The organism is Pseudoduganella sp. SL102 (assembly GCF_027856995.1).
GTDB classification, from domain to species: Bacteria; Pseudomonadota; Gammaproteobacteria; order Burkholderiales; family Burkholderiaceae_D; genus Rugamonas; species Rugamonas albidiflava.
In genome coordinates, this window is sequence record NZ_CP115554.1 from 4,611,051 (window position 1) to 4,635,001 (window position 23,951).

At 65.3% G+C, this 23,951-nt stretch carries 26 protein-coding genes; 14 read left to right on the plus strand and 12 right to left on the minus strand.

Annotated elements, in window-relative coordinates; translation table 11 throughout:
• Nucleotides 1–65 precede the first annotated feature (65 nt).
• On the minus strand, nt 66–248 hold the full coding sequence (locus tag OU994_RS19485; RefSeq protein WP_281607260.1) for a hypothetical protein: 183 nt from the start codon (nt 246–248) through the stop codon (nt 66–68).
• 13 nt (nt 249–261) lie between these two features.
• Nucleotides 262–753, minus strand: coding sequence for a YciI family protein (locus tag OU994_RS19490; protein WP_281607261.1), 492 nt, complete (start codon nt 751–753; stop codon nt 262–264).
• A 116-nt stretch (nt 754–869) separates the two neighbouring features.
• Between OU994_RS19490 and OU994_RS19495 the strand changes: the two genes are divergently transcribed.
• Nucleotides 870–1,871, plus strand: a complete 1,002-nt coding sequence (locus OU994_RS19495) for a family 43 glycosylhydrolase (protein ID WP_281607262.1) — start codon at nt 870–872, stop codon at nt 1,869–1,871.
• Between the two features lie 83 nt (nt 1,872–1,954).
• Here OU994_RS19495 and OU994_RS19500 read toward each other — a convergent pair whose 3' ends face one another.
• The gene (locus OU994_RS19500) at nt 1,955–2,638 is read right to left on the minus strand and encodes a cation transporter (RefSeq protein WP_281607263.1); all 684 of its coding nucleotides are present in this window, start codon (nt 2,636–2,638) and stop codon (nt 1,955–1,957) included.
• Between the two features lie 66 nt (nt 2,639–2,704).
• Here OU994_RS19500 and cadR point away from each other — a divergent pair, with 66 nt between their 5' ends.
• Both cadR and OU994_RS19510 read left to right on the plus strand, forming a co-directional pair.
• Nucleotides 2,705–3,103, plus strand: a complete 399-nt coding sequence (cadR, locus tag OU994_RS19505; RefSeq protein WP_281607264.1) for a Cd(II)/Pb(II)-responsive transcriptional regulator — start codon at nt 2,705–2,707, stop codon at nt 3,101–3,103.
• Between the two features lie 158 nt (nt 3,104–3,261).
• Complete coding sequence (locus OU994_RS19510; protein WP_281607265.1) at nt 3,262–4,011, plus strand: SDR family NAD(P)-dependent oxidoreductase; 750 nt, start codon at nt 3,262–3,264, stop codon at nt 4,009–4,011.
• A gap of 67 nt (nt 4,012–4,078) precedes the next feature.
• Here the strand turns inward: OU994_RS19510 and OU994_RS19515 are convergent, their stop codons facing one another.
• Together OU994_RS19515 and OU994_RS19520 are read right to left on the minus strand one after the other, a co-directional pair.
• Complete coding sequence (locus tag OU994_RS19515) at nt 4,079–4,945, minus strand: hypothetical protein (RefSeq protein WP_281607266.1); 867 nt, start codon at nt 4,943–4,945, stop codon at nt 4,079–4,081.
• 152 nt (nt 4,946–5,097) lie between these two features.
• A complete protein-coding gene (locus tag OU994_RS19520) occupies nt 5,098–6,027 on the minus strand; it encodes a LysR substrate-binding domain-containing protein (RefSeq protein ID WP_281607267.1) in 930 nt (309 codons plus the stop codon).
• Nucleotides 6,028–6,118: 91 nt separating this feature from the next.
• Between OU994_RS19520 and OU994_RS19525 the strand changes: the two genes are divergently transcribed.
• The 4 genes from OU994_RS19525 to OU994_RS19540 all read left to right on the plus strand — a co-directional run bounded on the left by OU994_RS19525 (nt 6,119) and on the right by OU994_RS19540 (nt 10,580).
• The gene (locus OU994_RS19525) at nt 6,119–6,994 is read left to right on the plus strand and encodes a transketolase (protein WP_281607268.1); all 876 of its coding nucleotides are present in this window, start codon (nt 6,119–6,121) and stop codon (nt 6,992–6,994) included.
• A complete protein-coding gene (locus OU994_RS19530; RefSeq protein WP_281607269.1) occupies nt 6,991–7,989 on the plus strand; it encodes a transketolase family protein in 999 nt (332 codons plus the stop codon). Before OU994_RS19525 ends, OU994_RS19530 begins: the two co-directional genes overlap by 4 nt.
• 97 nt (nt 7,990–8,086) lie before the next feature.
• On the plus strand, nt 8,087–9,409 hold the full coding sequence (locus OU994_RS19535; protein ID WP_281607270.1) for an MFS transporter: 1,323 nt from the start codon (nt 8,087–8,089) through the stop codon (nt 9,407–9,409).
• Nucleotides 9,410–9,506: 97 nt separating this feature from the next.
• Nucleotides 9,507–10,580, plus strand: a complete 1,074-nt coding sequence (locus tag OU994_RS19540) for a porin (RefSeq protein ID WP_281607271.1) — start codon at nt 9,507–9,509, stop codon at nt 10,578–10,580.
• A gap of 263 nt (nt 10,581–10,843) precedes the next feature.
• Here the strand turns inward: OU994_RS19540 and OU994_RS19545 are convergent, their stop codons facing one another.
• The 3 genes from OU994_RS19545 to uraH form a co-directional block, all read right to left on the minus strand.
• Nucleotides 10,844–12,349, minus strand: a complete 1,506-nt coding sequence (locus OU994_RS19545) for a nucleobase:cation symporter-2 family protein (RefSeq protein WP_281607272.1) — start codon at nt 12,347–12,349, stop codon at nt 10,844–10,846.
• Nucleotides 12,350–12,514: 165 nt separating this feature from the next.
• Nucleotides 12,515–13,753, minus strand: a complete 1,239-nt coding sequence (locus OU994_RS19550) for a urate hydroxylase PuuD (RefSeq protein WP_281607273.1) — start codon at nt 13,751–13,753, stop codon at nt 12,515–12,517.
• A gap of 200 nt (nt 13,754–13,953) precedes the next feature.
• Complete coding sequence (uraH, locus tag OU994_RS19555; protein WP_281607274.1) at nt 13,954–14,310, minus strand: hydroxyisourate hydrolase; 357 nt, start codon at nt 14,308–14,310, stop codon at nt 13,954–13,956.
• Between the two features lie 194 nt (nt 14,311–14,504).
• Here uraH and OU994_RS19560 point away from each other — a divergent pair, with 194 nt between their 5' ends.
• The 4 genes from OU994_RS19560 to OU994_RS19575 are packed head-to-tail and all read left to right on the plus strand — an operon-like array spanning nt 14,505 to nt 19,218.
• On the plus strand, nt 14,505–15,230 hold the full coding sequence (locus tag OU994_RS19560) for a GntR family transcriptional regulator (protein ID WP_281607275.1): 726 nt from the start codon (nt 14,505–14,507) through the stop codon (nt 15,228–15,230).
• A gap of 13 nt (nt 15,231–15,243) precedes the next feature.
• Nucleotides 15,244–16,188 carry an allantoinase PuuE gene (gene puuE / locus OU994_RS19565; protein WP_281607276.1) on the plus strand — a complete coding sequence of 315 codons (945 nt, stop codon included), beginning with the start codon at nt 15,244–15,246 and terminating at the stop codon, nt 16,186–16,188.
• A gap of 1 nt (nt 16,189) precedes the next feature.
• The gene (gene uraD / locus OU994_RS19570; RefSeq protein ID WP_281607277.1) at nt 16,190–17,977 is read left to right on the plus strand and encodes a 2-oxo-4-hydroxy-4-carboxy-5-ureidoimidazoline decarboxylase; all 1,788 of its coding nucleotides are present in this window, start codon (nt 16,190–16,192) and stop codon (nt 17,975–17,977) included.
• Nucleotides 17,974–19,218: an ArgE/DapE family deacylase gene (locus OU994_RS19575; RefSeq protein ID WP_281607278.1), complete on the plus strand. Its 1,245-nt coding sequence runs from the start codon at nt 17,974–17,976 to the stop codon at nt 19,216–19,218. Before uraD ends, OU994_RS19575 begins: the two co-directional genes overlap by 4 nt.
• 97 nt (nt 19,219–19,315) lie before the next feature.
• On the opposite strand, the gene OU994_RS19580 is transcribed toward OU994_RS19575, so the two are convergent.
• Nucleotides 19,316–19,621: a hypothetical protein gene (locus OU994_RS19580; protein WP_281607279.1), complete on the minus strand. Its 306-nt coding sequence runs from the start codon at nt 19,619–19,621 to the stop codon at nt 19,316–19,318.
• Nucleotides 19,622–19,731: 110 nt separating this feature from the next.
• Nucleotides 19,732–20,940: an alanine transaminase gene (gene alaC, locus OU994_RS19585; protein WP_281607280.1), complete on the minus strand. Its 1,209-nt coding sequence runs from the start codon at nt 20,938–20,940 to the stop codon at nt 19,732–19,734.
• A 226-nt stretch (nt 20,941–21,166) separates the two neighbouring features.
• Here alaC and OU994_RS19590 point away from each other — a divergent pair, with 226 nt between their 5' ends.
• Nucleotides 21,167–21,775 (plus strand): PH domain-containing protein, encoded by a 609-nt coding sequence (locus OU994_RS19590; RefSeq protein WP_281607281.1) that lies wholly within the window; start codon nt 21,167–21,169, stop codon nt 21,773–21,775.
• 48 nt (nt 21,776–21,823) lie between these two features.
• Here the strand turns inward: OU994_RS19590 and OU994_RS19595 are convergent, their stop codons facing one another.
• A complete protein-coding gene (locus tag OU994_RS19595; RefSeq protein ID WP_281607282.1) occupies nt 21,824–22,177 on the minus strand; it encodes a hypothetical protein in 354 nt (117 codons plus the stop codon).
• 122 nt (nt 22,178–22,299) lie between these two features.
• Between OU994_RS19595 and OU994_RS19600 the strand changes: the two genes are divergently transcribed.
• Both OU994_RS19600 and OU994_RS19605 read left to right on the plus strand, forming a co-directional pair.
• Nucleotides 22,300–22,656 (plus strand): translation initiation factor Sui1, encoded by a 357-nt coding sequence (locus tag OU994_RS19600; RefSeq protein ID WP_281607283.1) that lies wholly within the window; start codon nt 22,300–22,302, stop codon nt 22,654–22,656.
• A gap of 73 nt (nt 22,657–22,729) precedes the next feature.
• Complete coding sequence (locus OU994_RS19605; protein WP_281607284.1) at nt 22,730–23,308, plus strand: hypothetical protein; 579 nt, start codon at nt 22,730–22,732, stop codon at nt 23,306–23,308.
• Here OU994_RS19605 and OU994_RS19610 read toward each other — a convergent pair.
• Complete coding sequence (locus OU994_RS19610) at nt 23,301–23,846, minus strand: GNAT family N-acetyltransferase (RefSeq protein ID WP_281607285.1); 546 nt, start codon at nt 23,844–23,846, stop codon at nt 23,301–23,303. The two genes, OU994_RS19605 and OU994_RS19610, sit on opposite strands and share 8 nt — an antisense overlap.
• Between the last annotated feature and the right edge of the window lie 105 nt (nt 23,847–23,951).

Sequence of the window (23,951 nt, forward strand, 5' to 3'; positions counted from 1 at the left end):
TGGGGCCGATCCAAGTCGGCGCGTGATTGTACGCGATGCAACCTTCCTCCACTGCCGGAGCCAATCTACTTGTCGCGCTTTTCCCATTCCTTCGACTCGGTGGCGGCTTTCTCCTTGCAGGCCTTGCGGTCGTTCCAGTCGACCAGCTTGTCGCAGGAGCGGCCGTCGTCGTGCGGCAGGTACTTGCAGCCGGCCAGGCCGAGTGCGAGTGCGGCGAGGAAGATGGCTTGATAGCGGGCTCTGAACACTACGGTGGTCTCCTTATTTCTTGCGGATGCGGTGGTGGATATCGTTCACGGCCATCAGCGCGGCCGTGGAAAAGAACTTGTGGTACTCGGCCACCATCTCGCCCTGGACGATGACGGGATCGGTGGCTACCAGCGCCTTTGCTTCATCGATGTCGGCGGTGGCGAACACGAACATGCCGCGCAGGCCGTTCACACCGTCCAGCGGACCCGCCACAACGAGCTTCTTTTCCTTCGCCAGGCGCTCCATGTTGGCGAAGTGGCCGGCGAACATGCGGTCCCGTTCCGCGCCTTTCGGCACCGGCGTCGTACCGGTTTTCAGCAGCACCAGCACATAGGGCCGCATGCCCTGCTCGCTGCCGCCGAGCGATTGCGCCAGCGCCGCGTCGTAGGCCGGCGGCGCCGCCGGCGTGACTTGCGCCTGCGCCGACAGGTGCAGCAGGGCCGCGGCCATCAGCGGCGGTGCCAGCAGCGTGGACAGTCTGGGCAGCCTTGGCAGTCTGGACATCGCGCACCTCCGCAAACAATAATCAACATGTTGACACAACCACAAAATCAGCGCAATCCGGACCGCGCGCCGCGCTACCATCACGCATCCGAACCGCGCCACCCACTGGAGACCCGATGCCCCGCCCGATGTCCTGCCTGCCCGCCTTGCTGCTCGCGCTCGTCGCTTCCGCTACCGCCGCCACCGCCAATGCGGGCCAGCCGATCGCGCAACGCTTCAATGCCGATCCATCGCCGCACTATTTCACGACGCAAGACGGCACGGCGCAGGATGGTGGCAAGTTCTACCTGTACGCCACCGACGACGCCAGCAACTCCGGCAACTACTGGGATTCGACGACGTGGCGCCTGTACACGTCGCCGGACATGCAGGCGTGGACGGATGCCGGCATCCCGCTCGACGTAAAGGTCTTCAAGTGGGCGCGGCCGGATGCCAAGGCCTGGGCGCCGGAAGCGGTGCAGCGCAATGGCAGGTTCTACTTCTATGCGCCGGTGGGCGGCGACACGATCGGCGTTGCAGTCTCGAACCGCCCCGACGGCGGCTTCGCGGATGCCCGCGGCACGCCGCTGGTCGACAAGGCACGCGACACCAATGCCGGCGACGAGCCGATCGACCCGGCCGTGTTCATCGACAAGGATGGGCAGGCCTACCTGTACTTCGGCACCCGCGTGCCGAAAGTGGTGAAACTGAAGGCCGACATGGTCACGCTGGACGGCCCGATCCTCGACGTGGCGATCGGCAGCTTGCCGCCGCTGGAGAAGACGGAGAAGCCGGACAAGGCCAACAAGACGGGCAGGAAAGCCTATGGCGAAGCGCCGTTCCTGCATGAGCGCAACGGCACGTACTACTTCACGTTCTCCACCGGCTGGCCGGGCCAGATCGTGTACGCCACCGGCACCTCGCCGCTGGGACCCTTCACCTATCGCGGCGTGGTGCTCGACTTCCTGAAGATCTCGACGAACCACCAGGCCATCCTCGAGCATGCCGGTAAAAGCTGGCTGTTCTACCACGACAGCCTGCTGCCGGGGGGTGGCAGCCACCGGCGCTCGATCGCCATCGCGCCGCTGGCGTATGGGGCGGATGGGAGCATCCGGCAGGTGCCGCTGGAAACGCGCTGACAGGGCACCGCCGCAGGCCGCCAGGCTGCTGAGTGCCAGGAGACCCGGCCACTATCGGGCAGGTTCACTGAACGGAGCGGCCCTCAACGACGCTTCAACTCGATTGCATGGGTAGCAGGCGCGGTGTGTAGCGCGACAGCACTGGTGCGCATCTCGTCACGCGCATGCCTGATCACGGATCGCGAGGCGGCTATACCGAGCCCTCCCATGACACAGGCGACCACGATATCCGGCCAGCCAGCTCCGGTGCCGAAAACACCCGCGGCGGCCAGCATCACCGCCATATTGCCGATGGCATCATTGCGGGAGCACAGCCAGACGGAACGCATGTTCGAGTCGCCGTCCCGGTATGCATACAGCAATCCGGCCACGGCGAGATTCGATGCCAGCGCCACTGCGCCGATGCTCCCCATCGCTACCGGGGCCGGGACAGTCCCGTTCGCGAAATGCCAGGCTGCGGCCAGCAGGACAAACACGCCGTAGCCGCCCATCGTTGCCCCTTTCAGCAGGGCGGTGCGCGAACGCCAGACTGGCGCCAGCCCCAGCACGAACAGCGAAACGCCATAGTTAGCCGCGTCACCGAAGAAATCGACAGCGTCGGCCAGCAGCGAGACCGAGCCGGACCGGATGCCACCAAACAGTTCGACGGCGAACATGACAGCGTTGATGCACAAGGCGATCCAGAGGATGCGACGGTATTTCGCGTCGACGGGTGGTTTGTCGGAGGAACAACCTCCGGAGCAACAGGCGGACATCACAATCTCCATCAAGGTATAGTGCCATTTAAAACCCTGTAGCCGCTACAGAGTCAAGCGCTCCTGCCAGGAAGAATCATGAAAATTGGTGAATTAGCGAAGCAAACCGGATGCGATGTGGAAACCATCCGCTTCTACGAAAAGTCGGGCCTGCTGGATGAGCCGGTGCGCACCGCTTCGGGATACCGTGCATACCAGGCCGTGCATCTGGAGCGCCTGCAGTTCATCCGGCACTGCCGCTCCCTCCAGATCGGACTCCAGGACATCCGCACCCTGCTCGACCTGCAAGCACGGCCTTCGGCGGGATGCGACCACGTCAATGCGCTGCTGGACCAGCATATCGCGGCGGTGCAGTCGCGGATGGCCGCTCTCCGGACGCTGGAGACGCAACTGATCGCCTTGCGCCGCAAGTGCAACGCCCCGCATTCGGTGGAAGAGTGTGGCATCCTGCAAAACCTGGCGGATCGCGTGCCGTGAATGCCGCCCACGACGCGGCTGCGCAAGCCGTCGCGCTAGCCGTCACATCAACCGGCCAGCGCTGAATCCAATTCGCCCTCCCCTGAGTTTTCCTCGTTTGTCTTGATCACCCCCGTCGGCGACGATGGCGGCACGACATCAACAAACCGGAGACTCAAATGTTACTGAAAGATCGCGTGGCAATCGTGACCGGCGGCGCCGGCATCAATGGCCTGGGCTTTGCGACGGCGCGCATGCTGGCGGCGCATGGCGCCAGGGTGGTGATCACCGACCTGGCGGGCGCCAATCCGGCCGGTGCGGCGGCCGAGCTGGGCCCGCAGCACCTCGGCCTGGTGGCGGACGTGACGAACAAGGAACAATGCGAGGCGGCGGCGCAGGCCGTGCTGGAGCGCTATGGCCGCATCGACGTGCTGTTCGCCAACGCCGGCATCACGCAACCCCGCAAGACGCTGGACATCAGCGCCGACGATTACGACGCGGTGCTCGACGTGAGCCTGCGCGGCACGCTGCTGATGGCGCAGGCCGTGCTCCCGGCCATGCAGAAGCAGGAAAGCGGCAGCATCATCTGCACCTCGTCCGTCTCCGCGCAGCGCGGCGGCGGCATCCTGGGCGGACCGCACTACTCGGCCGCCAAGGCTGGCGTGCTGGGCCTGATGCGGGCGATGGCGCGCGAATTCGGCCCGAGCGGCATCCGCGTCAACGCCATCACGCCAGGCCTGATCGCCACGGACATCATCAAGGGCAAGCTGACGGAGGAACGCAAGGGCGAGATCGCCAACGACATCCCGCTGGCCCGGCTGGGCAGGGCCGACGACATCGCCGGCGCCGTCGTGTTCCTGGCCAGCGATCTGTCGGCGTACTGCACCGGCGTCACGCTCGATGTCAATGGCGGGATGCTGATCCACTGAGCGGCGGCGGGCGCGGTGAAGCGCCCTTGCCGCTCGCACAGGACCGGTGGCGGCTCATGCGGTGCTGCTAACGATAATCCGCCGCGCTGAACGGATAGGCGTAGATGTTTTCAATGAACCGGCCATTCTCGCGCCGTTGCCGGGCCAGGTACAAGGTGGTGCCGTGCACGAACGGGGTGAATTCAGCGTCGGCGGGATCGGCGGAATTGATCGGGGCCTTGAGCCGGCGCGGCGCGCTCCACTGGCCATTCTCGCGGAAGCTGATGAACAGGTCGGGTTGATCCTCCGCTGTCGCCGCCGAAAAATAGATCAGGTAACTTTCGTCGGGCGCCACGTACGGGTTCGACTCGCGGGCCTGCGTGTTGATCGGCAGGCCGAGGTTGCGCGGCACGCCATGGCGGCCTTCGCGCAACGCGGACACCCACAGGTCGGAGTCCATGCCGGGGGCATTTTTCATGAAATAAATGCTGCCATTGGCGGTGATCGCGGCGGACGATTCCGATTCGTCCGTGTTGATGTCGTGGCCCAGGTGGCGCACCGCGCCCCACCCCTGCGCGCCGCGCTCGACAGCATAGATATCGAAGCCTTTGCGCGCCGGCTTGTCCGGTACCGGGCGGTTCGACTGGAAGATCAGGGTCTTGCCGTCGGGGCTGAACATGGGATCGATGTCCTTCCAGCCCGGCGTGCCCGAAAACGGCGCCACCGACGGGGCCTGCCACGCGCCGTTCACCTTGCGCGTCTCCATGATCACCAGGCGCTCGCGGCCGCCACCGGACGCCACCCAGAGCGCGTGCGCGCCGTCGGGTGCCAGCGTCAACCCGAACGCGCCATCGTCGGAGACGACACCGGGAAGGAATTTCGCCGGATCGACAACGGTGGGCGCGGCGAATACTGCCGAGCAGGACAACAAGACCATGCCGACGATCATTTTCATCCATCACCTCCAGCGCCTGTCTATAGGTATTGATCGCGGGCCGCCATCGCGGGCCGCGGCCCGGAGCAGTCTAGCACCGGGAGAAGCTTGCCGGCAGGGCCGACGAGGCAGCGCAAGTCCCCCGCACCCTACGTTACAAAGGTCGTTACGCCCTACGGGCTGGCGCCATCCGTGACGAATCCCCTGATCCAGTCCGCCACCGTCCGCACCGCCTGCAAGCCCTCGCGGCTCTTCGGCACGGCCAGGTAATGCCCGGTGGCCTCGATGGCCAGTTCGCCGAACGGACACACCAGCCGCCCTTCCTTCAGGTAGTCCTGCACCAGCACCGTGCTCTCGATGCACATGCCCAGGCCATTCTCGGCCGCGCTCAGCGTCATGAACGCACGGTCCAGCCGCAGGCCCCGCACCGGGTGCCGGCACTCTGGCGCGAAACGGGCGATCCATTCATCCCACGACGCCAGCGACACATCGTTCTGGATCAGGTAGAAGTTCTCGATATCGGCCGGCGGCAGCGGCAGGGCCCAACCGTCGACCAGCTTCGGGCTGCACACGGGCAGGTAGCGTTCGCGCTGCGAGATCGGCTCGACATGCACGCCGGCCGAGGCGGTCGGCCGGCCGTACAGCACGGCCACGTCGACCCCGCTGCTGGAAAAGTCGGGCGGCTGGTGCACGGCCCACAGCCGCACGTCGATGTCCGGATGGGCGCGCAGGAAGGCCGGCAGTTGCGGCATCACCCAGATCGCCGCGAAGCTGGGCGCGCACTGGATCGTCACGACCTGCTGCTTGCTGCCGCGGTCGAGGATGGTACGCAGCTCGTCGTCGATGTCGCCGAACGAGCGGCGGATCACGTCATACAGCCGGGCGCCCTCCTCGGTCGGCACCACGCCGCGCCGCGCGCGTTCGAACAGCAGCGTGCCGAGCGCCTCTTCCAGCGTCTGGATCGAGTGGCTGACGGCCGATGCCGTGATCGACAGTTCCTGCGCCGCGGCGGCGAAGGAACGGTGCATGTAGGCGGCCTCGAAAGCCTGCAAGCCCTTCAGGGATGCCTTGCGCAGGGCGCGGTATCGTTGAACTGGTTTCATCTATCGCCAAGAATTACTCGCTATACGGTCCGTCTTTGCATTCTTACACTGGTTTCGTGACAAGACCAATGATTCGATACCGGAGACACCCATGAAACTTGCATCACCAGACGTGAACGTGCCCGACCAGCTGCTCGCCCTGCAAGGCGCCGCCCACCGCATCCGCCGCTTCGCGTTGCGCATGGGCGAGGTGCAGGGCCAGGGCTATGTCGGCCAGGCGCTCGGCATGGCCGACATCCTGGCCGTGGCCTACCGGCACGCGCTGCATTATCGTGCCGGCGAGCCGGAATGGGAAGGCCGCGACCGGTTCCTGCTGTCGCATGGCCATTACGCGATTGCGCTGTATGCCGCGCTGCTGGAGGCCGGCATCCTGCCCGAGGCCGAGCTGGAAACCTATGGCAGCGACGACAGCCGCCTGCCGATGTCCGGCATGGCCACCTATACGCCCGGCATGGAGATCTCCGGCGGCTCGCTGGGCCAGGGCCTGACGATCGCGGTCGGCATGGCGCTGGGCCTGCGCCAGAAGAACAACCCGGCGTTCGTCTACAACTCGATGTCGGACGGTGAGCTGGACGAAGGTTCGACCTGGGAAGCGGCACTGTCCGCCGCGCATTTCGGACTGGGCAACCTGATCACCCTGGTCGACATCAACAACCAGCAGGCCGACGGGCCGTCCAGCAAGATCCTCGGGTTCGAACCGCTGGCGCAGAAGTGGGAAGCGTTCGGCTGGCATGTGCAGCGCGCCGACGGCAACGACATGGCCGCCGTGCTGGCCGCCTTCGATGCCGCGCGCAACCATCCGGACCCGCAACCGCGCGTGATCCTGTTCGATACGCTGATGGGTTCCGGCGTGCCCTTCCTCGAACAGCGCGACAAGAACCACTTCATCCGTGTCGAAGCCGACGAATGGCAGCAAGCCATCGCGATCCTCGACGAGAAACAAGCCAAGGCAGGAGACCAGCAATGAACGCCCCCATGAGCAAACCGCGCCTGACCACGTCGGCGATGATCGCCTCCATCGCCAGCGAAGGCCAGCGCACCGTGGCCGCGCCGTTCGGCAACGCCCTGGTCGAGCTGGCCGGCCGCCGGCCCGACATCGTGGGCATGAGCGCCGACCTGGCCAAGTACACCGACCTGCACCTCTTTGCCAAGGAATTTCCGGAGCGCTTCTTCCAGATGGGCATGGCCGAGCAGTTGCTGATGGGTGCCGCCGGCGGCATGGCCAAGGAAGGTTTTACGCCGTTCGTCACCACCTACGCGGTATTCGCGTCGCGCCGGGCCTATGACTTCATCCACCAGGTGATCGCCGAGGAGAACCTGAACGTGAAGATCGCCTGTGCGCTGCCCGGGCTCACCACCGGCTACGGCCCCAGCCACCAGGCCACCGAGGACATCGCCATCTTCCGCGGCGTGCCGGGCCTGACGATCGTCGATCCCTGCGATGCGCTCGATACCGAACAGGCCACGGTCGCCATTGCCGAGCACCAGGGACCGGTCTACATGCGGCTGCTGCGCGGCAAGGTACCGCTGGTGCTGGACGAGTACGATTACAAGTTCGAACTGGGCAAGGCCAAGCTGCTGCGCGACGGGCGCGAGGTGCTGGTGATCTCCAGCGGCATCATGACCATGCGCGCACTGGAGACCGCGCAGGCGCTGAAGAACGATAATGTCGGCGTCGCCGTGCTGCATGTGCCGACCATCAAGCCGCTCGACACCGAAACCATCGTGCGCGAAGCGTCGCGCAGCGGCCGGCTGGTGGTGGTGGCCGAGAACCATTCGGTGATCGGCGGCCTGGGCGAGGCGGTGGCGGGCACGCTGCTGCGCGCGGGCGTGGCGCCGGCCTTCCGGCAGATCGCGCTGCCCGACGCGTTCCTCGATGCCGGCGCGCTGCCGACGCTGCACGACCGCTACGGCATCTCGACGGAGGCGATGGTGGCCAGCATCCGGTCCTGGCTGCGCTGAGCGCGCGCTGCACCCATTGCACCGGGCAGCGATGCCCGGCATGCGCAAGGAGGCGGCAAGACCTCCGGCGCGATGACAGAACAATTTGGAGACACGCATGAAAACACCGATCGTCACACCCGCGGCAGGTGCCGCCTATCACTCCGGCGTCGACGACGTCGAAACGCGCGCCTATGCGAAAGTCACGCGCCGCCTCGTGCCCTTCCTGATGCTGTGCTACCTGGGCGCCTACCTGGACCGCGTCAACGTGGGCTTCGCCAAGCTGCAGATGCTGTCCGACCTGCAGTGGAGCGATACCGTCTACGGCCTGGGCGCGGGCGTCTTCTTCATCGGCTACTTCCTGTTCGAAGTGCCGAGCAACATGATCCTGCACCGCTTCGGCGCGCGCCGCTGGCTGGCGCGCATCATGATCACCTGGGCCATGATTTCCGCCAGCTTCGCCTTTGTCAGTTCGCCGACGATGTTCTACGTGCTGCGCTTCCTGCTCGGCGTGGCGGAGGCGGGTTTCGCGCCGGGCGTGATCCTGTATATCACCTACTGGTTTCCGTCCGCACGGCGCGCCAAGGTGATGGGGCTGTTCTTCATGGCGATCCCGCTGGCTTCCATCGTCGGTGCGCCGCTGTCCGGCTGGATCATGGAAGCGTTCGCCGGCGTGCAGGGCCTGCGCGGCTGGCAGTGGCTGTTCGCGCTGGAAGCCATCCCGTCGCTGATCCTCGGTGTCACGATCCTGTTCTACCTGGACGACAGCATCGCCAGCGCGAAGTGGCTGTCGCCGGAGGAAAAGGCCGTCCTGCAACGTAATATCGCCACGGAAAACGATGGCAAGGTGGCGCACCAGACGATCCGCGACTTCCTGGCCGACCGGCGCCTGTGGCTGCTGACCGGCATCTACTTCTGCATCGTGATGGGCCAGTACGGCCTGACCTTCTGGCTGCCGACGATCGTGCGGAACGCCGGCGCGACCGGCCTGTGGGAAGTCGGCATGCTGGCCGCGATCCCGTATGGCGTGGCGCTGGTCTGCCTGCCGCTGGTGGGCCGCAACTCGGATCGCACCCGGGCGCGCCGGCTGCACTGCGGCGTGCCGATGCTGGCGGCCGCCGCGGCCTTGTTCGCCCTGCCTTTCACCGACGGGATCGGTACCGCACTGGCCCTGCTCAGCGTGGCGGCCGCCGGCGCCCTGTGCGGCACGTCGCAGTTCTGGGCGCTGCCGACGGCCTTCCTGGGCGGCATGACGGCGGCCGCCGGCATCGCCACCATCAACTGCATCGCCAACCTGGCCGGCTTCTTCTCGCCCTCGCTGGTGGGCTGGCTGAACGACTTCACCGGCAAGCAGGGCGCCGGCCTGATGCTCACCTCCGGCATGCTGCTGCTCGGCGCCTGCCTGGTCGTCCTGTTGCCGAAGCAGGCCGTCGACCGCTGACCGCTTGCCGGGAGATCTCCCGGCAGTTCCCCTCGCTTTCCTTCACGACGCCGGCCCGGCAAGGGTCCGGCGCGTCCATAAAAAAACCGGAGACACCATGAAACGCAAGCTCGCCTGGGGCGTTTGCGCCCTCGCCTGCGGCACCGCCGCGGCCCAATCGAATGTCAGTGTGTATGGCCTGGTGGACATGAACGTCGGCGCCGTTTCCGACGCCGGAGCCAATGGCGGCAATGGCGGCAATGGCGGCAATGGCGGCAACATCGTGCGCGTCAATTCCGGCGGCATGAACACCTCGCGCCTCGGCTTCACCGGCAGCGAGGACCTGGGCGGCGGCCTGAAGGTGCTGTTCCAGCTGGAGATGGGCATCGCCGCCGATACCGGCGTGGCCGACACGCCGCTGTTCAAGCGCCAGGCCACCGTGGGCCTGGAAGGCCGCTGGGGCACCATATTGCTGGGCCGCGCCTTCACCACCGTGTACGACTTCGTGCTGCCCTACGATCCGATGGGCTACGCGCCGCAATATTCCTGGGCACCAGCCGGCAATGCCAGCGGCGCCAGCAAGTACGGCATGGCCTTCGCGTTCGACAACCTGGTCAAGTATGCCGGCAAGACCGGCAACTGGGCCTATGGCGCCAGCTACGGCGCGGGCGAAGGCAGCTCGTCCGGCGATGGCAGCAAAGGCGCCGTGGCGGTCAACTACGCGAGCGGCCCATGGTCGGCAATGGCTGCCTATGAACGGATCAACGGCGTGCCCGACGCCACCGGCGCTCGCGGCGACACCACGGCATGGCACCTGGGCGCGATGGTCTCGGCCGGCAACGTGAAACTGCAGGCGGCGATGCGCGACTACCGGCAAGGAATGGCAGGAGCGGCGGGAACGTCCGCGCTGAAGGCACGGCTGTATTGGGCGGGAACGAATGTCATGGTGACGCCGGCCGTCACGCTGGCCGGCGTCGTGTACTACCAGGATGTGCGGCACGGGCCCATCGAAGCAGACCCGGTGATGGTCGTCGGACGGGTGCGCTACGCGCTCTCGCGCCGTACCGACCTGTACGTCACCGCCGCGTACGCAAAGGCGAAACACGGCCAGCTGGTCGGCCTCGCGCGGGACGAGCCCGGGTTCGGCAGCCGGCAGAAAAGCGTGCTGGCGGGGATCCAGCACCGGTTCTAGCCGGCATGCCCCTTGCGCATGCTTACCCCACAGGCAAAGGCCGGGGTCAGGGTGGAGTACTGGCTGGCAGGCCAGTACCGCTGCGCCAGCAAGGAGCGATGCTCCTTGAAACCCCCGGCTACGCCCCGACGGGGTGAAGCAGGGGTTTCGCGAAGCATGCTTCGCGCCTGCGGAACGGTGCTGGCATGCATGCCAGCACTCATTCCTGACCCCAGGTTCTGCACTTGGGGTTACTTCATGTGCCGCCGAATGACATGCTCTGATCAGGCGTGGGACAGGTGCCCCTCTTCCTGCCCCTCAGCTTCCTTTGTGCCGGACCCATTGAAGAACACATTCAGCACCACGGCGGCCACGGCGGTCAGCAGGATACCCGACTCCAGCAGCGGGTGCAGGCTGTGCGCCATCTGCTGCGCCCAGTGCGGCGCCACCAGCGGAATCAGGCCGAAGCCGATCGACAGCGCGACGATGTAGAGGTTGAAGCGGTTGGTGCGGAAGTCGACACGGTTCAGGATACGGATGCCCGCCGCCGCCACCATGCCGAACATCACGAGCCCGGCGCCGCCCAGCACGAACTGGGGAATCGCCTCGACCAGCGCGGCCAGCTTCGGCAGCATGCCCAGCACGATCATGATCACGCCGCCGGCTACGCACACCCAGCGGCTCTTCACGCCCGTCACCGCCACCAGCCCCACGTTCTGCGAGAAGCTGGTGTGCGGGAAGGTATTGAAGATGCCGCCGATCAGCGTGCCCAGGCCGTCCGTGCGCAGGCCGGCGGCCAGCTTCTGCTGGTCGACCTTGGTGCCGGTCATTTCGGACAGCGCCAGGAACATGCCGGCCGACTCGATCATCACCACGATCATCACCACCGTGAGGGTGAGGATCATCACGATATCGAAGGTGGGCGTGCCGAAGGCGAACGGCGTGACGAGCTCGAACCATTTGGCGCCTGCCACCTTGGCGAAGTTCATCTTCCCCATCGAATACGCCACGGCGCAGCCGGCGACGATGCCGAGCAATACGGAGATATTGCAGAGGAAGCCCCTGGCATAGCGCACCGTGAAGACGATGAACAGCAGCACGAAGGTGGCGATGGCCAGGTTGTCCAGCGCGCCGTAGTTCGGATTGGCCAGCGTGGGGATCGGGCCGGGCAGCTTGGCTGCCAGCGGCGCGGCGGAAGCGGCGGCGTCGGCCTTCAGCTGGTCGACCATCGTGACCAGGGTGGGCACGTCGACCGCGCGCGCGGCGGAATCGGGGCCGCCCATCGCCCAGCCCACCCCTACGCGCATCAGCGTGATGCCGATGACGAGGATGATGGTGCCGGTGACGACCGGCGGGAAGAAGCGCAGCATCCGGCTCATCGCCGGCGCCAGCAGCAGGGCCAGCACGCCGGCACCGATGCCGGCGCCGAAGATGGCGCGGGCCCCATCCACGCCCGGCAGGCCGTTGGCGATCGCCACCATCGGGCCGACGGCGGCAAAGGTCACCCCCATCATGACGGGCAGGCGGATGCCGAAGTACCTGGTCATGCCGAGCGACTGGATCAGCGTGACCAGGCCGCAGCAGAACAGGTCCGCCGAGATCAGCATCGTCACCTGTTCGGGCGACAGTTGCAGTGCGCGGCCGACGATCAGCGGCACGGCGATGGCGCCGGCATACATCACGAGGACGTGCTGCAGGCCAAGGGCGCCCAGGCGGCCGAGCGGCAGGCGCTCGTCGACCGGGTCCACCGGCGCGGATGTCCGGGCCGGGTCCAACTCTTGTTGCTTCATGCTTGTCTCCTGGTTGTTATATAAAACTTCAGAATGCATGCTGCTCATCGGCCGGACCCGGCACGTCTTACACGTATTGCGCTTGCCGCCTGACTAGATGACGGCTTGTTTCATGTCGGCTTGTTTCATGACCGCTTGTTTCATGACGGCTTGTTTCATGACGTCTTATTCCGTCTTGGCACCGTCCTCGTACCACTTCTTCAGCAGGTCGCGCTCGCCCGGGGTCATGCTCGTCGCGTTATTCAGCGGCATCAGCTTGACCACGACCGCCTGCTGGTAGAGGGCCTGCGCATGGCGCTTGATCTCGCCGGTGGAATCGAGGCGGATGCCCTTGCTCTGCATCGCCGCCGAGTGGCACATCACGCAGCGCTGGTCGACCACGGCCTTCACCTTGGCGAACGGGTTTTGCGCGATAGCGGCGGTGGCATCGCCCGCGGCTGCCGGAGCCGCCGCTTCGACCGGTGCTTCGGCCTGTGGTGCCGGGACCAGCCAGATGATCAGTGCGACCATCGCCGCGGTACCGCCGAAGGCGTGTTCCCATGGAACGCGCTTGCCGTGCACCAGCGCCTTGTGGCGGGCCACGAAGCTGTGGCGGATCAGGGCGCCCGTCATCATCATCAGCACCAGCACGATCCAGTTGTGTTCACCGGAGTACAGGAAGCCGTAGTGGTTCGACAGCATGGCGAACAGCACCGGCAGCGTGAAGTAGGTGTTGTGCACCGACCGCTGCTTGGCGCGCCAGCCGTAGATCGGATCGACCGGCTCGCCGGCCTTCAATTGCTTCACGACCTTGCGCTGGCCTGGAATGATCCAGAAGAACACGTTGGCGCTCATCGCGGTGGCCATCATCGCGCCCACCAGCAGGAAGGCGGCACGGCCGGCGAACAGCTGGCAGGCCAGCCACGAGGCGAACACCACGAAGCCGAACACGATCAGGCCGACCTTCATGTCGCCGTTCTTGGTACGGCCCAGCGAACGGCAGATGGTGTCGTAGATCAGCCAGAACACGACCAGGAAGGCCAGCGCGCCGATCACGGCCGACTGGGCCGGCCAGTCGTACACGGTCTTGTCGACCATGAAGGTGCCGGCATTGAACAGGTACAGCACCGTGAACAGCCCGAAGCCGGACAGCCAGGTGGCGTAGCTCTCCCAGTAGAACCAGTGCAGGTGATCCGGCATGGACTTGGGTGCGACGAGGTATTTCTGCGGGTGGTAGAAACCACCGCCGTGGACGGCCCACAATTCGCCGTCGACGCCCTTGGCGACCAGGTCGGGCGCGGTGGGCTTCTCGAGACTGTTATCGAGGAAAACAAAGTAGAACGACGCGCCGATCCAGGCGATCGCGGTAATGACGTGGGTCCAGCGCAGCAGCAGGTTGACCCAGTCCATCAAGTACATATCCATAGAGCCTCAAACAAGCAGAGAAGCACGGTGTGAAAACCGTACTGTCCCCTCACCACAGCGGGCTCTGTGTGGGGCAAATCATCGCAACCATCGGCAGCGCCCTGGTGGGCGGTACCGGTGTGCTCCGCGGCGACACTAGTAACTGTATACGATCCAGTCTTCGCTGGATATACGTTAGCTAACTTATTGGCTGATGTGGTTCAGGAACCACGGTACGTCGAATACGACCACGGGCTGACCAGCAGCGGCACGTGGTAGTGGCCGGCCGCGTCGGCGATGCCGAAGTCGAGCGGTACCTCGTCGAGGAAGGCCGGTTCCGGCAGGCGCACGTCGCGGCCGCGGAAGTATTCCGCCACCGAAAACACCAGGCGGTAGCGGCCGGCGGCCATCGTTTCCGCATTCAGCAGCGGACCGCCATCGTTGCGGCCGTCGGCGTTCAGCGTCAGGCTCTTGATCGTGGTGACGGTGTCGCCATCGATACGCTGCAGCTGCACACGCATGCCGGCGGCCGGGCAGCCGTGCATCGTGTCCAGTACGTGGGTGCTCAAATGTCCCATGGGGCTCCTTTTTCTCAGTATGGGCCGGCGGGATTGCCGGCGGGGCTTATGACAATCAGTGCACAAACTTCACACAACCATCAATGTACAGGATTGCATACACTTTTTGCTTTTCTTTTTTTGAAAAGTGTATACACTCTGGTTCACATGTCAACCAGTTTATGTTCTGCTCACCTGTTCCGATCACTCGATTCATGACCCGAACCCGCACCCAACTGAAGATCGTCGCCACCGACCTGGCACCGGATGCGCATGCGCCGGCGGCCGGCGCCACCCAGCGCATCGTCGATTCGATCACCGCCGCGATCGCCGAACGCCGGCTGATGCCGGGCACCAAGCTGTCCGAACAGAAGATCGGCGACCTGTTCGAAGTCTCCAGGACCGTGGTCCGGCAAGCGCTGAACCAGCTGAGCCGCGACCGCCTGGTGGTGCTGGAACCGGCGCGCGGCGCCTTTGTCGCCACTCCCACCGCCGAGGAAGCGCGCGACGTGTTCGAGATGCGCAGCATCCTGGAAACGGCCGTCACCAAGCGGCTGTGCGCCACCATCACGGACGAGCAGATCCGCCAGCTGCGCGAACACCTCGCGCTGGAGGGCGCCGCCGTCAGCGATGCGGCGGTGCCGGGGCGCACGCGCCTGCTGGCGGACTTCCACCTCGTGCTGGCGCGCATGCTGGGCAACGAGGTGCTGACGCAGATGCTGAGCGAACTGCTGACCCGTTCCTCGCTGATCGCGCTGATGCACCAGTCGTCGCACTCGGCCGGCGAGTCGCACAGCGAGCACGTGGCGATCGTCGACGCCTTCGAGCGGCGCGACGTGAAAGCGGCGGTGCGCCTGGTGGGCAAGCACCTCGTCAACGTGCAGCACAACCTGAACCTGGATCCGCAGCAGGTGGATCTGGCCGAAATCCTCAACCGATAGAAGAAGAGCAAACATGAATCCTCGCTATCCACGCGACCTGAAAGGATATGGCCGCGAGCGGCCGCAGGCGAACTGGCCGGGCGGCGCCCGCGTTGCCGTCCAGTTCGTGCTGAACTATGAAGAAGGCGGCGAAAACTCCGTGCTGCACGGCGATGCCGGCAGCGAGCAGTTCCTGTCCGAGATGTTCAACCCGGCCGCGTTCCCCGACCGCCACCTGTCGATGGAAGGCATCTACGAATACGGCTCGCGCGCCGGCGTATGGCGCATCCTCCGGGAGTTCGAGAAGCGTGGCCTGCCGCTGACGATCTTCGGCGTGGGCATGGCGCTGGAGCGCTGCCCGGAAGTGACGGCCGCCTTCGTGGAACTGGGTCACGAGATCGCCTGCCACGGCTGGCGCTGGATCAGCTACCAGAATGTCGACGAAGCCACCGAGCGCGAACACATGGCGCTGGGCATGCAGGCCATCGAAAAGCTGACGGGCGCACGCCCGCTGGGCTGGTACACGGGCCGCGACAGCCCCAACACGCGCCGCCTGGTGGCCGACTACGGCGGCTTCGAGTACGACAGCGATTACTATGGCGACGACCTGCCGTTCTGGCTGGACGTGCGCAAGACAGACGGCACCCGCGCGCCGCAACTGGTGGTGCCGTACACGCTGGACTGCAACGACATGCGCTTCGCCCTGCCCCAGGGTTATTCGCACGGCGATCCATTCTTCCAGTACCTGAAGGATGCCTTCGACGTGCATTACGAGGAAGGCGCCGAGACACCGACCATGATGAGCATCGGCATGCATTGCCGCCTGCTGGGCCGGCCCGGCCGCATGAAGTCGCTGCAGCGCTTCCTCGACTATATCGGCCGGCATGACCAGGTATGGGTCGCCCGCCGCATCGATATCGCGCGCCACTGGAAAGAGGCGCATCCATTCAACCCCGACACCGCTTTCGCCTGGGACTAATATGCCTCATCCAATGCTGACCCTGGAACAACTGAACAGCGCCACGCAGGCCGACTTCACGGCCTTTCTCGATGGCGTCTATGAACATTCGCCGTGGATCGCCGAGCAGACGTGGCACGCCCGCCCGTTCGCCAGCCTGGCGCACCTGAAGCGCGCGCTGATCGAAACGCTGCGCAGCTCCCCGCACGAAGCCCGCCTCGGCCTGATCAAGGCCCACCCGGAGCTGGCCGGCAAGGCGATGGTCACGAAATCGCTGACCGCCGAATCCACCAACGAACAAAGCAAGGCCGGCCTCACCGATTGCACGCCGGAGGAATTCCAGCGCATCCAGCAACTGAACGCCGACTACAACGCGAAGTTCGGCTTTCCGTTCATCCTGGCCGTGCGCGGCCCGCGCGGCCTGGGCCTGAACCGGCACGAGATCATTGCCACGTTCGCCCGCCGCCTGAACAATCCGGTGGAGTTCGAGTTCGACGAAGCGCTGCGCAACATCCACCGCATCGCCGAGATCCGCCTGAACGACAAGTTCGCCACCGAGCCGGTGCTCGGCAACCTGGTGTGGGACTGGCACGAGGAACTGGCGCGGCACACGGAAACCGGCTACGCCGAGCGCGGCGAACTGTGCGTCACCTACCTGACCGATGCCCACCGCGCCGCCGCCCGCGAGCTGGCCAGCCGCATGCGCGAGGAATGCGGCTTCGATGAAGTCACCATCGATGCCGTCGGCAACGTCGTCGGCGTCTACTTCGGCAGCGACCCGCAGGCGAAGCGCCTGCTGACGGGCTCCCATTACGACACCGTGCGCAATGGCGGCAAGTACGACGGCCGCCTGGGCATCCTGGTGCCGATGGCCTGCGTGCGCGAACTGCACCGCGCCGGCCGCCGCCTGCCCTACGGCATCGAGGTGGTCGGCTTCGCCGAAGAGGAAGGCCAGCGCTACAAGGCCACCTTCCTCGGTTCGGGCGCGCTCACCGGGCACTTCAACAAGGCCTGGCTCGACCAGCTCGATGCCGACGGCGTGCCGATGCGCGCGGCGATGGCCGCCGCGGACCTCGACATTTCCGCCATCGATGCGCTGCAGCGCGATCCGTCGCGCTACCTCGGCTTCGTCGAGACGCATATCGAGCAGGGCCCGGTACTGAACGACCTGGACCTGCCGCTGGGGATCGTCACCTCCATCAACGGCAGCGTGCGCTACGTGGGCCAGGTCACCGGCATGGCCAGCCATGCCGGCACCACGCCGATGACGATGCGCCGCGACGCCGCCGCGGCCGCCGCCGAACTGGTGCTGTACGCGGAAAAACGCGGCGGTGCCGTGCAGGACCTGGTGGCCACCGTCGGCATGCTGGAAGTGCCGAACGGTTCCATCAACGTCGTGCCGGGCCGCTGCCGCTTCAGCCTGGACGTGCGCGCCACGACCAACGAGGTGCGCGACGCCGCCGCCGCCGACATCCGCAAGGAACTGGCCGCGATCTGCGAACGCCGTGGCCTGCAGTACATGCTGGAAGAAACCATGCAGGCCGATGCCGCGCCGTGCGCGCCGGAATGGCGCGCGCGCTGGGAAAGCGCCGTCGAGGCGCTGGGCCTGCCCGTGTTCCGCCTGCCGAGCGGCGCTGGACTTGACGCGATGATGCTGCACCGCGTGATGCCGCAGGCCATGCTGTTCCTGCGCGGCCTGAACGCCGGCATCAGCCACAACCCGCTGGAATCCATCACCAACGACGATACGGAACTGTGCGTGCGCGCATTCCAGAACCTTCTCAATCAACTCGCTTCGGACCTGACATGACCACCAACATGACCACCTCTGCCCCTTACGCCACCCTCGACGCCTGGATCGACGCGCACTTCGACGAACAGGTGCGCTTCCTGCAGGCACTGGTGCAGGTGCCGACCGACACGCCACCCGGCAACAACGCGCCGCACGCCGAACGCACCGCCGAACTGCTGAAGGAATTCGGCTTCGACGCCGAGCAGCACGCCGTGCCGGAAGAGCGCACCCGCGCGGCCGGCCTGGAAACCATCACCAACCTGGTGGTACGCCGCAAGTACGGTGAAGGCCGCACGGTGGGCCTGAACGCCCACGGCGACGTGGTGCCGCCGGGCGAAGGCTGGACGCAGGACCCGTACGGCGGCAACGTCGTCGACGGCAAGCTGTATGGCCGCGCCGCCGCCGTGTCCAAGTGCGACTTCGCCACCTTCACCTTCGCCACCCGCGCGCTGGAAGCGCTGGGCGCCCCGCTGAAAGGCGGCGTGGAACTGTACTTCACGTACGACGAGGAATTCGGCGGCGAACTGGGCCCGGGCTTCCTGCTGGAGAACAAGCTGGCCAAGCCGGACGTGCTGATCGCCGCCGGCTTCAGCTACCAGGTGGTGACGGCCCACAACGGCTGCCTGCAGATGGAAGTGACGGTACACGGCAAGTCGGGCCACGCGGCCGTGCCGGAAACCGGCGTGGACGCGTTGCAGGCGGCCACGAAGATCCTCACCGCGCTGTATGACCAGAACCGCCAGTACAAGGAAATCCGCAGCAACGTCAAGGGCATCAATCACCCGTACGTGAACATCGGCCTGATCGAGGGCGGCACGAACACCAACGTGGTGCCGGGCAAGGTGGTCATGAAGGTCGACCGCCGCATGATCCCGGAAGAAAATCCGGCCGAGGTGGAAGCCAGGCTGCACCGCGTGATGAAGGAAGCCGTGTCCGATTGCCAGGGCGTGACGATCGAGATCCGCCGCATGCTGCTGGCCAACGCGCTGCAACCGCTGCCGGGCAACGCCCCGCTGGTCGATGCGCTGTCGCGCCACGCCACCGCCGTGTTCGACGAAAAGATCGGCGCCGCCGGTACCCCGCTGTACACGGACGCCCGCCTGTTCGGCGAAGCCGGCGTGCCCGCCGTGCTGTACGGCGCCGGCCCGCGCACCGTGTCGGAATCGAACGCCAAGCGCGGCGACGAGCACATCGTGCTGGAAGACCTGCGCCGCGCGACCAAGGTCGTGGCGCGCTCGCTGTTCGATCTGCTGGATTGATTTTCAGATTCGTGGAATGAAGAAAGCCCGGCCTCGCGAGAGGTCGGGCTTTTTTGTTCGAGAAGCGCTGGCCAGGAGCACCGTTCCGTGTCATCGACTAGCGATAACTCAGTACGGCTTCGTTGGCGTGGCTGTTGATCGCTTCGAGCAACGCGGCGTTGCGCTTGTACTTGGCGCGGAGCTTCGGCAACTGCCGACTCGCAGCCCCGCAGTATTTTCGAACGTCACGCTCGATTTCCCGCTTTTGATCTTCCGGCAATTGCCCATCGTACTCGCCGCCGAGATGCTCGCAAGCTTGCGCATTCGCGACGAAGGCCTTGATGTCGCGCGGGAGCGATTTCGAACCGCAGAGCGCTGGAAGGTGGGTGGCAAAGAGGATCGTGAAGATCAGGTGAAATCGCATGCCATCCTCCAGAAGTCCATTACCGGATTCGCCGCTTGCGCAGGCTGGCTACGCACCGCCATTCCGCACGATGAAGGGGCGCCGTTCGAAACATGGCGCCCTCTGACCGGCTAGGCGGCAGCGGGCGCCGGCTCGCGCAGCATTGCCCTGATGCCCCGCAATCCCTGGCGGATGCGGGCTTCGTTCTCGATCAGCGCGAAGCGGACATATTCATCGCCGTATTCGCCGAAGCCGATACCCGGGGAGACGCAGACCTTGGCCTGCGCCAGCAGGCGCGTGGCAAATTCCAGCGATCCCAGGTGGCGATACGCTTCCGGAATGCGCGCCCAGATATACATCGACGCCTTGGGTTTTTCCACCGGCCAGCCGGCTTCGTTCAAGCCCTTCACCAGCACGTCGCGCCGGCGCTGGTACTGCGCGCAGATCTCGCTCACGCACTGCTGGTCGCCTTCCAGCGCCGCGATGGCTGCGACCTGCACCGGGGTGAAACTGCCATAGTCATGGTAGCTCTTGATGCGTGCCAGGGCTGCCACGAGTTCCTTGTTGCCGACCATGAAGCCGATGCGCCAGCCGGCCATGTTGTAGCTTTTCGAGAGCGTGAAGAATTCGACGGCGACGTCGCGCGCGCCCGGCACCTGCATGATCGACGGCGCCTTCCAGCCATCGTAGACGATATCCGCGTACGCCAGGTCGTGCACGACGAGGATGTCGTGCTGCCTGGCCAATGCCACCACGCGCTCGAAGAAATCGAGTTCCACGCATTGCGCCGTGGGGTTCGATGGAAAGCCGAGCACCATCATTTTCGGTTTCGGATAGCTTTCCCGGATCGCCCGCTCCAGTTCCAGGAAAAAATCGACGCCGGGGGTCATGCGCACCGAGCGGATATCGGCGCCGGCAATCACCGCGCCCCAGATATGAATGGGGTAGCTGGGATTGGGCACCAGCACGGTATCGCCACGGTCCAGCGTCGCCAGCATCAGGTGGGCCAGGCCCTCCTTCGAGCCGATGGTGACGATGGCTTCCGAATCGGGATCGATGTCCACGTCGTAGCGCTTCTTGTACCAGTGCGAGATGGCCCGGCGCAGGCGCGGGATGCCTTTCGAACTGGAGTAGCCGTGGGTATCGGGGCGCTGGGCCGTGTCGGTGAGTTTCTGGACGATATGGGCCGGCGTGGCGCCGTCCGGGTTACCCATCGACATGTCGATGATGTCTTCGCCGCGGCGGCGCGCCGCCATTTTCAGTTCGGCGGTGATATTGAAGACGTACGGAGGCAGGCGATCGATGCGCGAAAAGCTGCGCGGAGTGCGGGATGTAGTCATGGATGATGTTCACGTAAGCGCCCGGAACCGTCCGAGCGACGCTGATGCATTATTTGCATCGAAAGCCATCATACGAGAAAGCCGGTTCCGATGACAAGTGCCTTTTAAACCCTGCCTCGCGCACGGACAGGCGTCCCCTGCGCCGGGATCTGGCGGAACTCGCTGGCCCGTATTCTTCGACACCGAATAATGTTAATGTGGCCGTTTTCACCACAAGAGGGATGTCATGTTCAAGAAATTCGCAGCGGACGCACTGGGCATCAGCGATGTCGGCGTCATCGTCGGCCCGGCCGACTACAACAAGGTCGACGCGGACGACTACCTGTTCAGCGAGGACGGCGAACAGATCTTCTTCCTCATCAAGAGCAAGATGGACGAATACTGCTTCACCAACCTGGCGCTGATCCACGTGGACGGCGACTCGGCCGTATCGTCGAAACGCACGATCAAGCGCTACGAATATGCGTCGCACCAGATTTCCGGCGTCAGCATCGAGACCGCCGGCACGCTGGACATGGACATCGAGCTGAAATTCGCCCTGGACGAGACGCGCTTCTCGATCGACGTGAAGAAGTCCTTCATCGAACAGCTCAAGGATGTCTACAAGGCCCTGATCACCATCGGCAAGCAGCAGCGCCGCGATGCCGTCTGCCGCAAGCATGCGCTGCAGGCGCTGGAAGCCACCACCTCGGTCCACAAGCTCAATATCGCTCCCGAAGGCGGCACGCTGACCACCCAGTTCAATGCCCTGCTTGACGCGCTGAACACCGCCGTGCTCGATACCCACACCAAGCGCGATTTCAGCGACGTGTTCACGAAGTACATCCACAACTGAGCGATGTTCGCAGGTCGTGAGCGGCCTGCGCCCGCGTCGCCTGGCGCCTCACGCCTGATAGGTGGCGTTCACGAAGGCGACGGTCAGCGGGATGGCCGCGATCGCGATGAACAGCGGCATGAGCGCGAGCAGGCGCCGGCCGCGGCCCGCACGTGGGTTGCGGACCCTCGACTGCTTGTACGACCTGACGCCGAGATAGATGGCCAGCGGGCCGAGCACGAAGAACGGCAGGACCGCCCAGCCGGTCACGAACAATAGCAGGGAACAAAGCAGCGACAGGAACGCCATGTATGTGATGTGGAAACGGATGAGTGATTCGCAAGCATAGCACCAGCCGTGGCGCTTCCAGCCGCACCGTTCGGGACCGCCGGCCGGAGCCATGTTTTCAATCCCGTGGTCCAAGTCCCCTGCTCCAATCCCCCTCTTTGATCCCCTCCTTCAAGCCCGTGTATCATTCAGGGACTTTGCAACCAGCAGCAGATTTCCACAGACAGGCGTCGGTCCGCCGGATCGACGGGCAATCCATGAAGAACAATTCAACAGGTGGCCTGGTGTATTCCACCGAAACGGGGCGCATGTGTCCCGGCTGCCGCCAGCCGGTGGCGGCATGCCAGTGCAAGGCCGCGGCCGCGCCGAAAGGCGATGGCGTGGTGCGCGTTTCGCGCGTGAGCAAGGGCCGGGGCGGCAAGACGGTCACGGTCGTCAAGGGCATGGCGCTCGACGCGGCGGACCTGGCCGCGTTGGGCAAGCAGTTGCGCACCGCTTGCGGCTCCGGCGGCACGGTGAAGGACGGCGTGATCGAGATACAGGGCGATCACTGCGATCTCGTCATGGAAGCGCTGCGCAAGCATGGCCACGATCCGAAACGTGCCGGCGGCTGACACCTAGAACCACGCATCTCCTCACCGGCCCGCGCGCTGCGGCGGCCATCATCTCCACCATTACAGAATGCCTATGAAAACAATCTGCTTTGCGGCCGCCATGGCCTTCGCGACGGTGACCTGGGCCGCGCCCGCGGCGCCGGCAGCGCCCGTGCAGACGCGCGACGTGCCCGTCAACGTCTTCATGCAGGGCCGCCTGCCGCAGCCGATCGCGCTGAACGTGCCGGTGCCCGTCCAGTACGCGCAGTCGAAGGTCAAGCGGATCGGCTATTCCTACTGGATGCGCCCGGAAGACGCGGCCACCGCCACCGCCGACAAGCTGCCCACCGCCCATGGCTACATGTACGGCTCGATGGCGACCAGCGTCACGTACGATGCGCGCTACAAGGTGTTCTACGGCATCGACGACCCGGGTTCGCTGAACAAGCTGAAAGAGTCCGCCACCAACGTGCAGGTCCGGCAGTTCAAGGATGGCAAGCATCCGGCCGTGATGATCTCGATGATCAGCCGGAGCACTGGCCAGCCGGCCTACTTCATGTACATGTCCACCGGCGTGAAGAAGGACGTGTTCTTCCTGGTGCTGCGCGCCCCGGACGGCCGCCCCGATATCGGCGCAGCCGTGTGGGAAAAGCTGGCGCAAAACATCAAGTAAGCGTTGCCGTGTCCAGCGGCCGCGCCATGTACACCGCGCCTTCGCCATAGGTGGCGAGCCGGGCACGTTGCCCTGCATCCCGCAACGGCTGAACGACATAGCCACGCCGTGCCCAGAAATCCAGCGAGTCCTGCACCGACACCAGCGCGGTATGGCGTAATCCCGATAGCCGGCCTTGCGTCCAGAGCGATTCGAGCAGCGCCTGCGCCAGGCCCTGCCCCGCGCAGGCCGGGTGGACCGCCATGTCGTGCAGGTACAGCGTGTTCGCCATGTCGTCCGGGACCTGGAAATCGCCGTGCAGCGGCGTAATCTTCCCGTACGACGAGCGATACGCGGCCAGATAGGCGTACACCTGCCCATCGCGCTCGTACACCAGCGAGCAATTCGCCGCACTGGCCAGGCGCCGCAGGTACACGTCGCCGCTTTCGATGAATGCGTCGCCGTAGCAGGCCCGCTGGATGTCCAGCAGCATTGGCAGGTCGTCAGGATGGAGTGCGCGCAGGATGGGCGCGGAGGGTGCGGGGATCAGGTTCAACATGGTCGATTGCAAGAGAGCCGGGATATTACCGCATCCCCGCACCGGCGGGCCCACATAAGAAAAAGGGACAGGCCCCACGCCTGTCCCCTCCCCCATTCCACAGCA

Coding starts and splice junctions, on each gene's coding strand:
- OU994_RS19520 (WP_281607267.1), bottom strand. CDS start 6,027: ATGAAACCAGTTCAACGATACCGCGCCCTGCGCAAGGCATCCCTGAAG.
- OU994_RS19545 (WP_281607272.1), bottom strand. CDS start 12,349: ATGAAGCAACAAGAGTTGGACCCGGCCCGGACATCCGCGCCGGTGGAC.
- OU994_RS19500 (WP_281607263.1), bottom strand. CDS start 2,638: ATGGAGATTGTGATGTCCGCCTGTTGCTCCGGAGGTTGTTCCTCCGAC.
- OU994_RS19530 (WP_281607269.1), top strand. CDS start 6,991: ATGAACGCCCCCATGAGCAAACCGCGCCTGACCACGTCGGCGATGATC.
- OU994_RS19515 (WP_281607266.1), bottom strand. CDS start 4,945: ATGAAAATGATCGTCGGCATGGTCTTGTTGTCCTGCTCGGCAGTATTC.
- OU994_RS19575 (WP_281607278.1), top strand. CDS start 17,974: ATGACCACCAACATGACCACCTCTGCCCCTTACGCCACCCTCGACGCC.
- OU994_RS19605 (WP_281607284.1), top strand. CDS start 22,730: ATGAAAACAATCTGCTTTGCGGCCGCCATGGCCTTCGCGACGGTGACC.
- OU994_RS19610 (WP_281607285.1), bottom strand. CDS start 23,846: ATGTTGAACCTGATCCCCGCACCCTCCGCGCCCATCCTGCGCGCACTC.
- OU994_RS19540 (WP_281607271.1), top strand. CDS start 9,507: ATGAAACGCAAGCTCGCCTGGGGCGTTTGCGCCCTCGCCTGCGGCACC.
- OU994_RS19580 (WP_281607279.1), bottom strand. CDS start 19,621: ATGCGATTTCACCTGATCTTCACGATCCTCTTTGCCACCCACCTTCCA.
- uraH (WP_281607274.1), bottom strand. CDS start 14,310: ATGGGACATTTGAGCACCCACGTACTGGACACGATGCACGGCTGCCCG.
- OU994_RS19560 (WP_281607275.1), top strand. CDS start 14,505: ATGACCCGAACCCGCACCCAACTGAAGATCGTCGCCACCGACCTGGCA.
- OU994_RS19510 (WP_281607265.1), top strand. CDS start 3,262: ATGTTACTGAAAGATCGCGTGGCAATCGTGACCGGCGGCGCCGGCATC.
- alaC (WP_281607280.1), bottom strand. CDS start 20,940: ATGACTACATCCCGCACTCCGCGCAGCTTTTCGCGCATCGATCGCCTG.
- OU994_RS19550 (WP_281607273.1), bottom strand. CDS start 13,753: ATGGATATGTACTTGATGGACTGGGTCAACCTGCTGCTGCGCTGGACC.
- puuE (WP_281607276.1), top strand. CDS start 15,244: ATGAATCCTCGCTATCCACGCGACCTGAAAGGATATGGCCGCGAGCGG.
- cadR (WP_281607264.1), top strand. CDS start 2,705: ATGAAAATTGGTGAATTAGCGAAGCAAACCGGATGCGATGTGGAAACC.
- OU994_RS19535 (WP_281607270.1), top strand. CDS start 8,087: ATGAAAACACCGATCGTCACACCCGCGGCAGGTGCCGCCTATCACTCC.
- uraD (WP_281607277.1), top strand. CDS start 16,190: ATGCCTCATCCAATGCTGACCCTGGAACAACTGAACAGCGCCACGCAG.
- OU994_RS19495 (WP_281607262.1), top strand. CDS start 870: ATGCCCCGCCCGATGTCCTGCCTGCCCGCCTTGCTGCTCGCGCTCGTC.
- OU994_RS19525 (WP_281607268.1), top strand. CDS start 6,119: ATGAAACTTGCATCACCAGACGTGAACGTGCCCGACCAGCTGCTCGCC.
- OU994_RS19600 (WP_281607283.1), top strand. CDS start 22,300: ATGAAGAACAATTCAACAGGTGGCCTGGTGTATTCCACCGAAACGGGG.
- OU994_RS19590 (WP_281607281.1), top strand. CDS start 21,167: ATGTTCAAGAAATTCGCAGCGGACGCACTGGGCATCAGCGATGTCGGC.
- OU994_RS19490 (WP_281607261.1), bottom strand. CDS start 753: ATGTCCAGACTGCCAAGGCTGCCCAGACTGTCCACGCTGCTGGCACCG.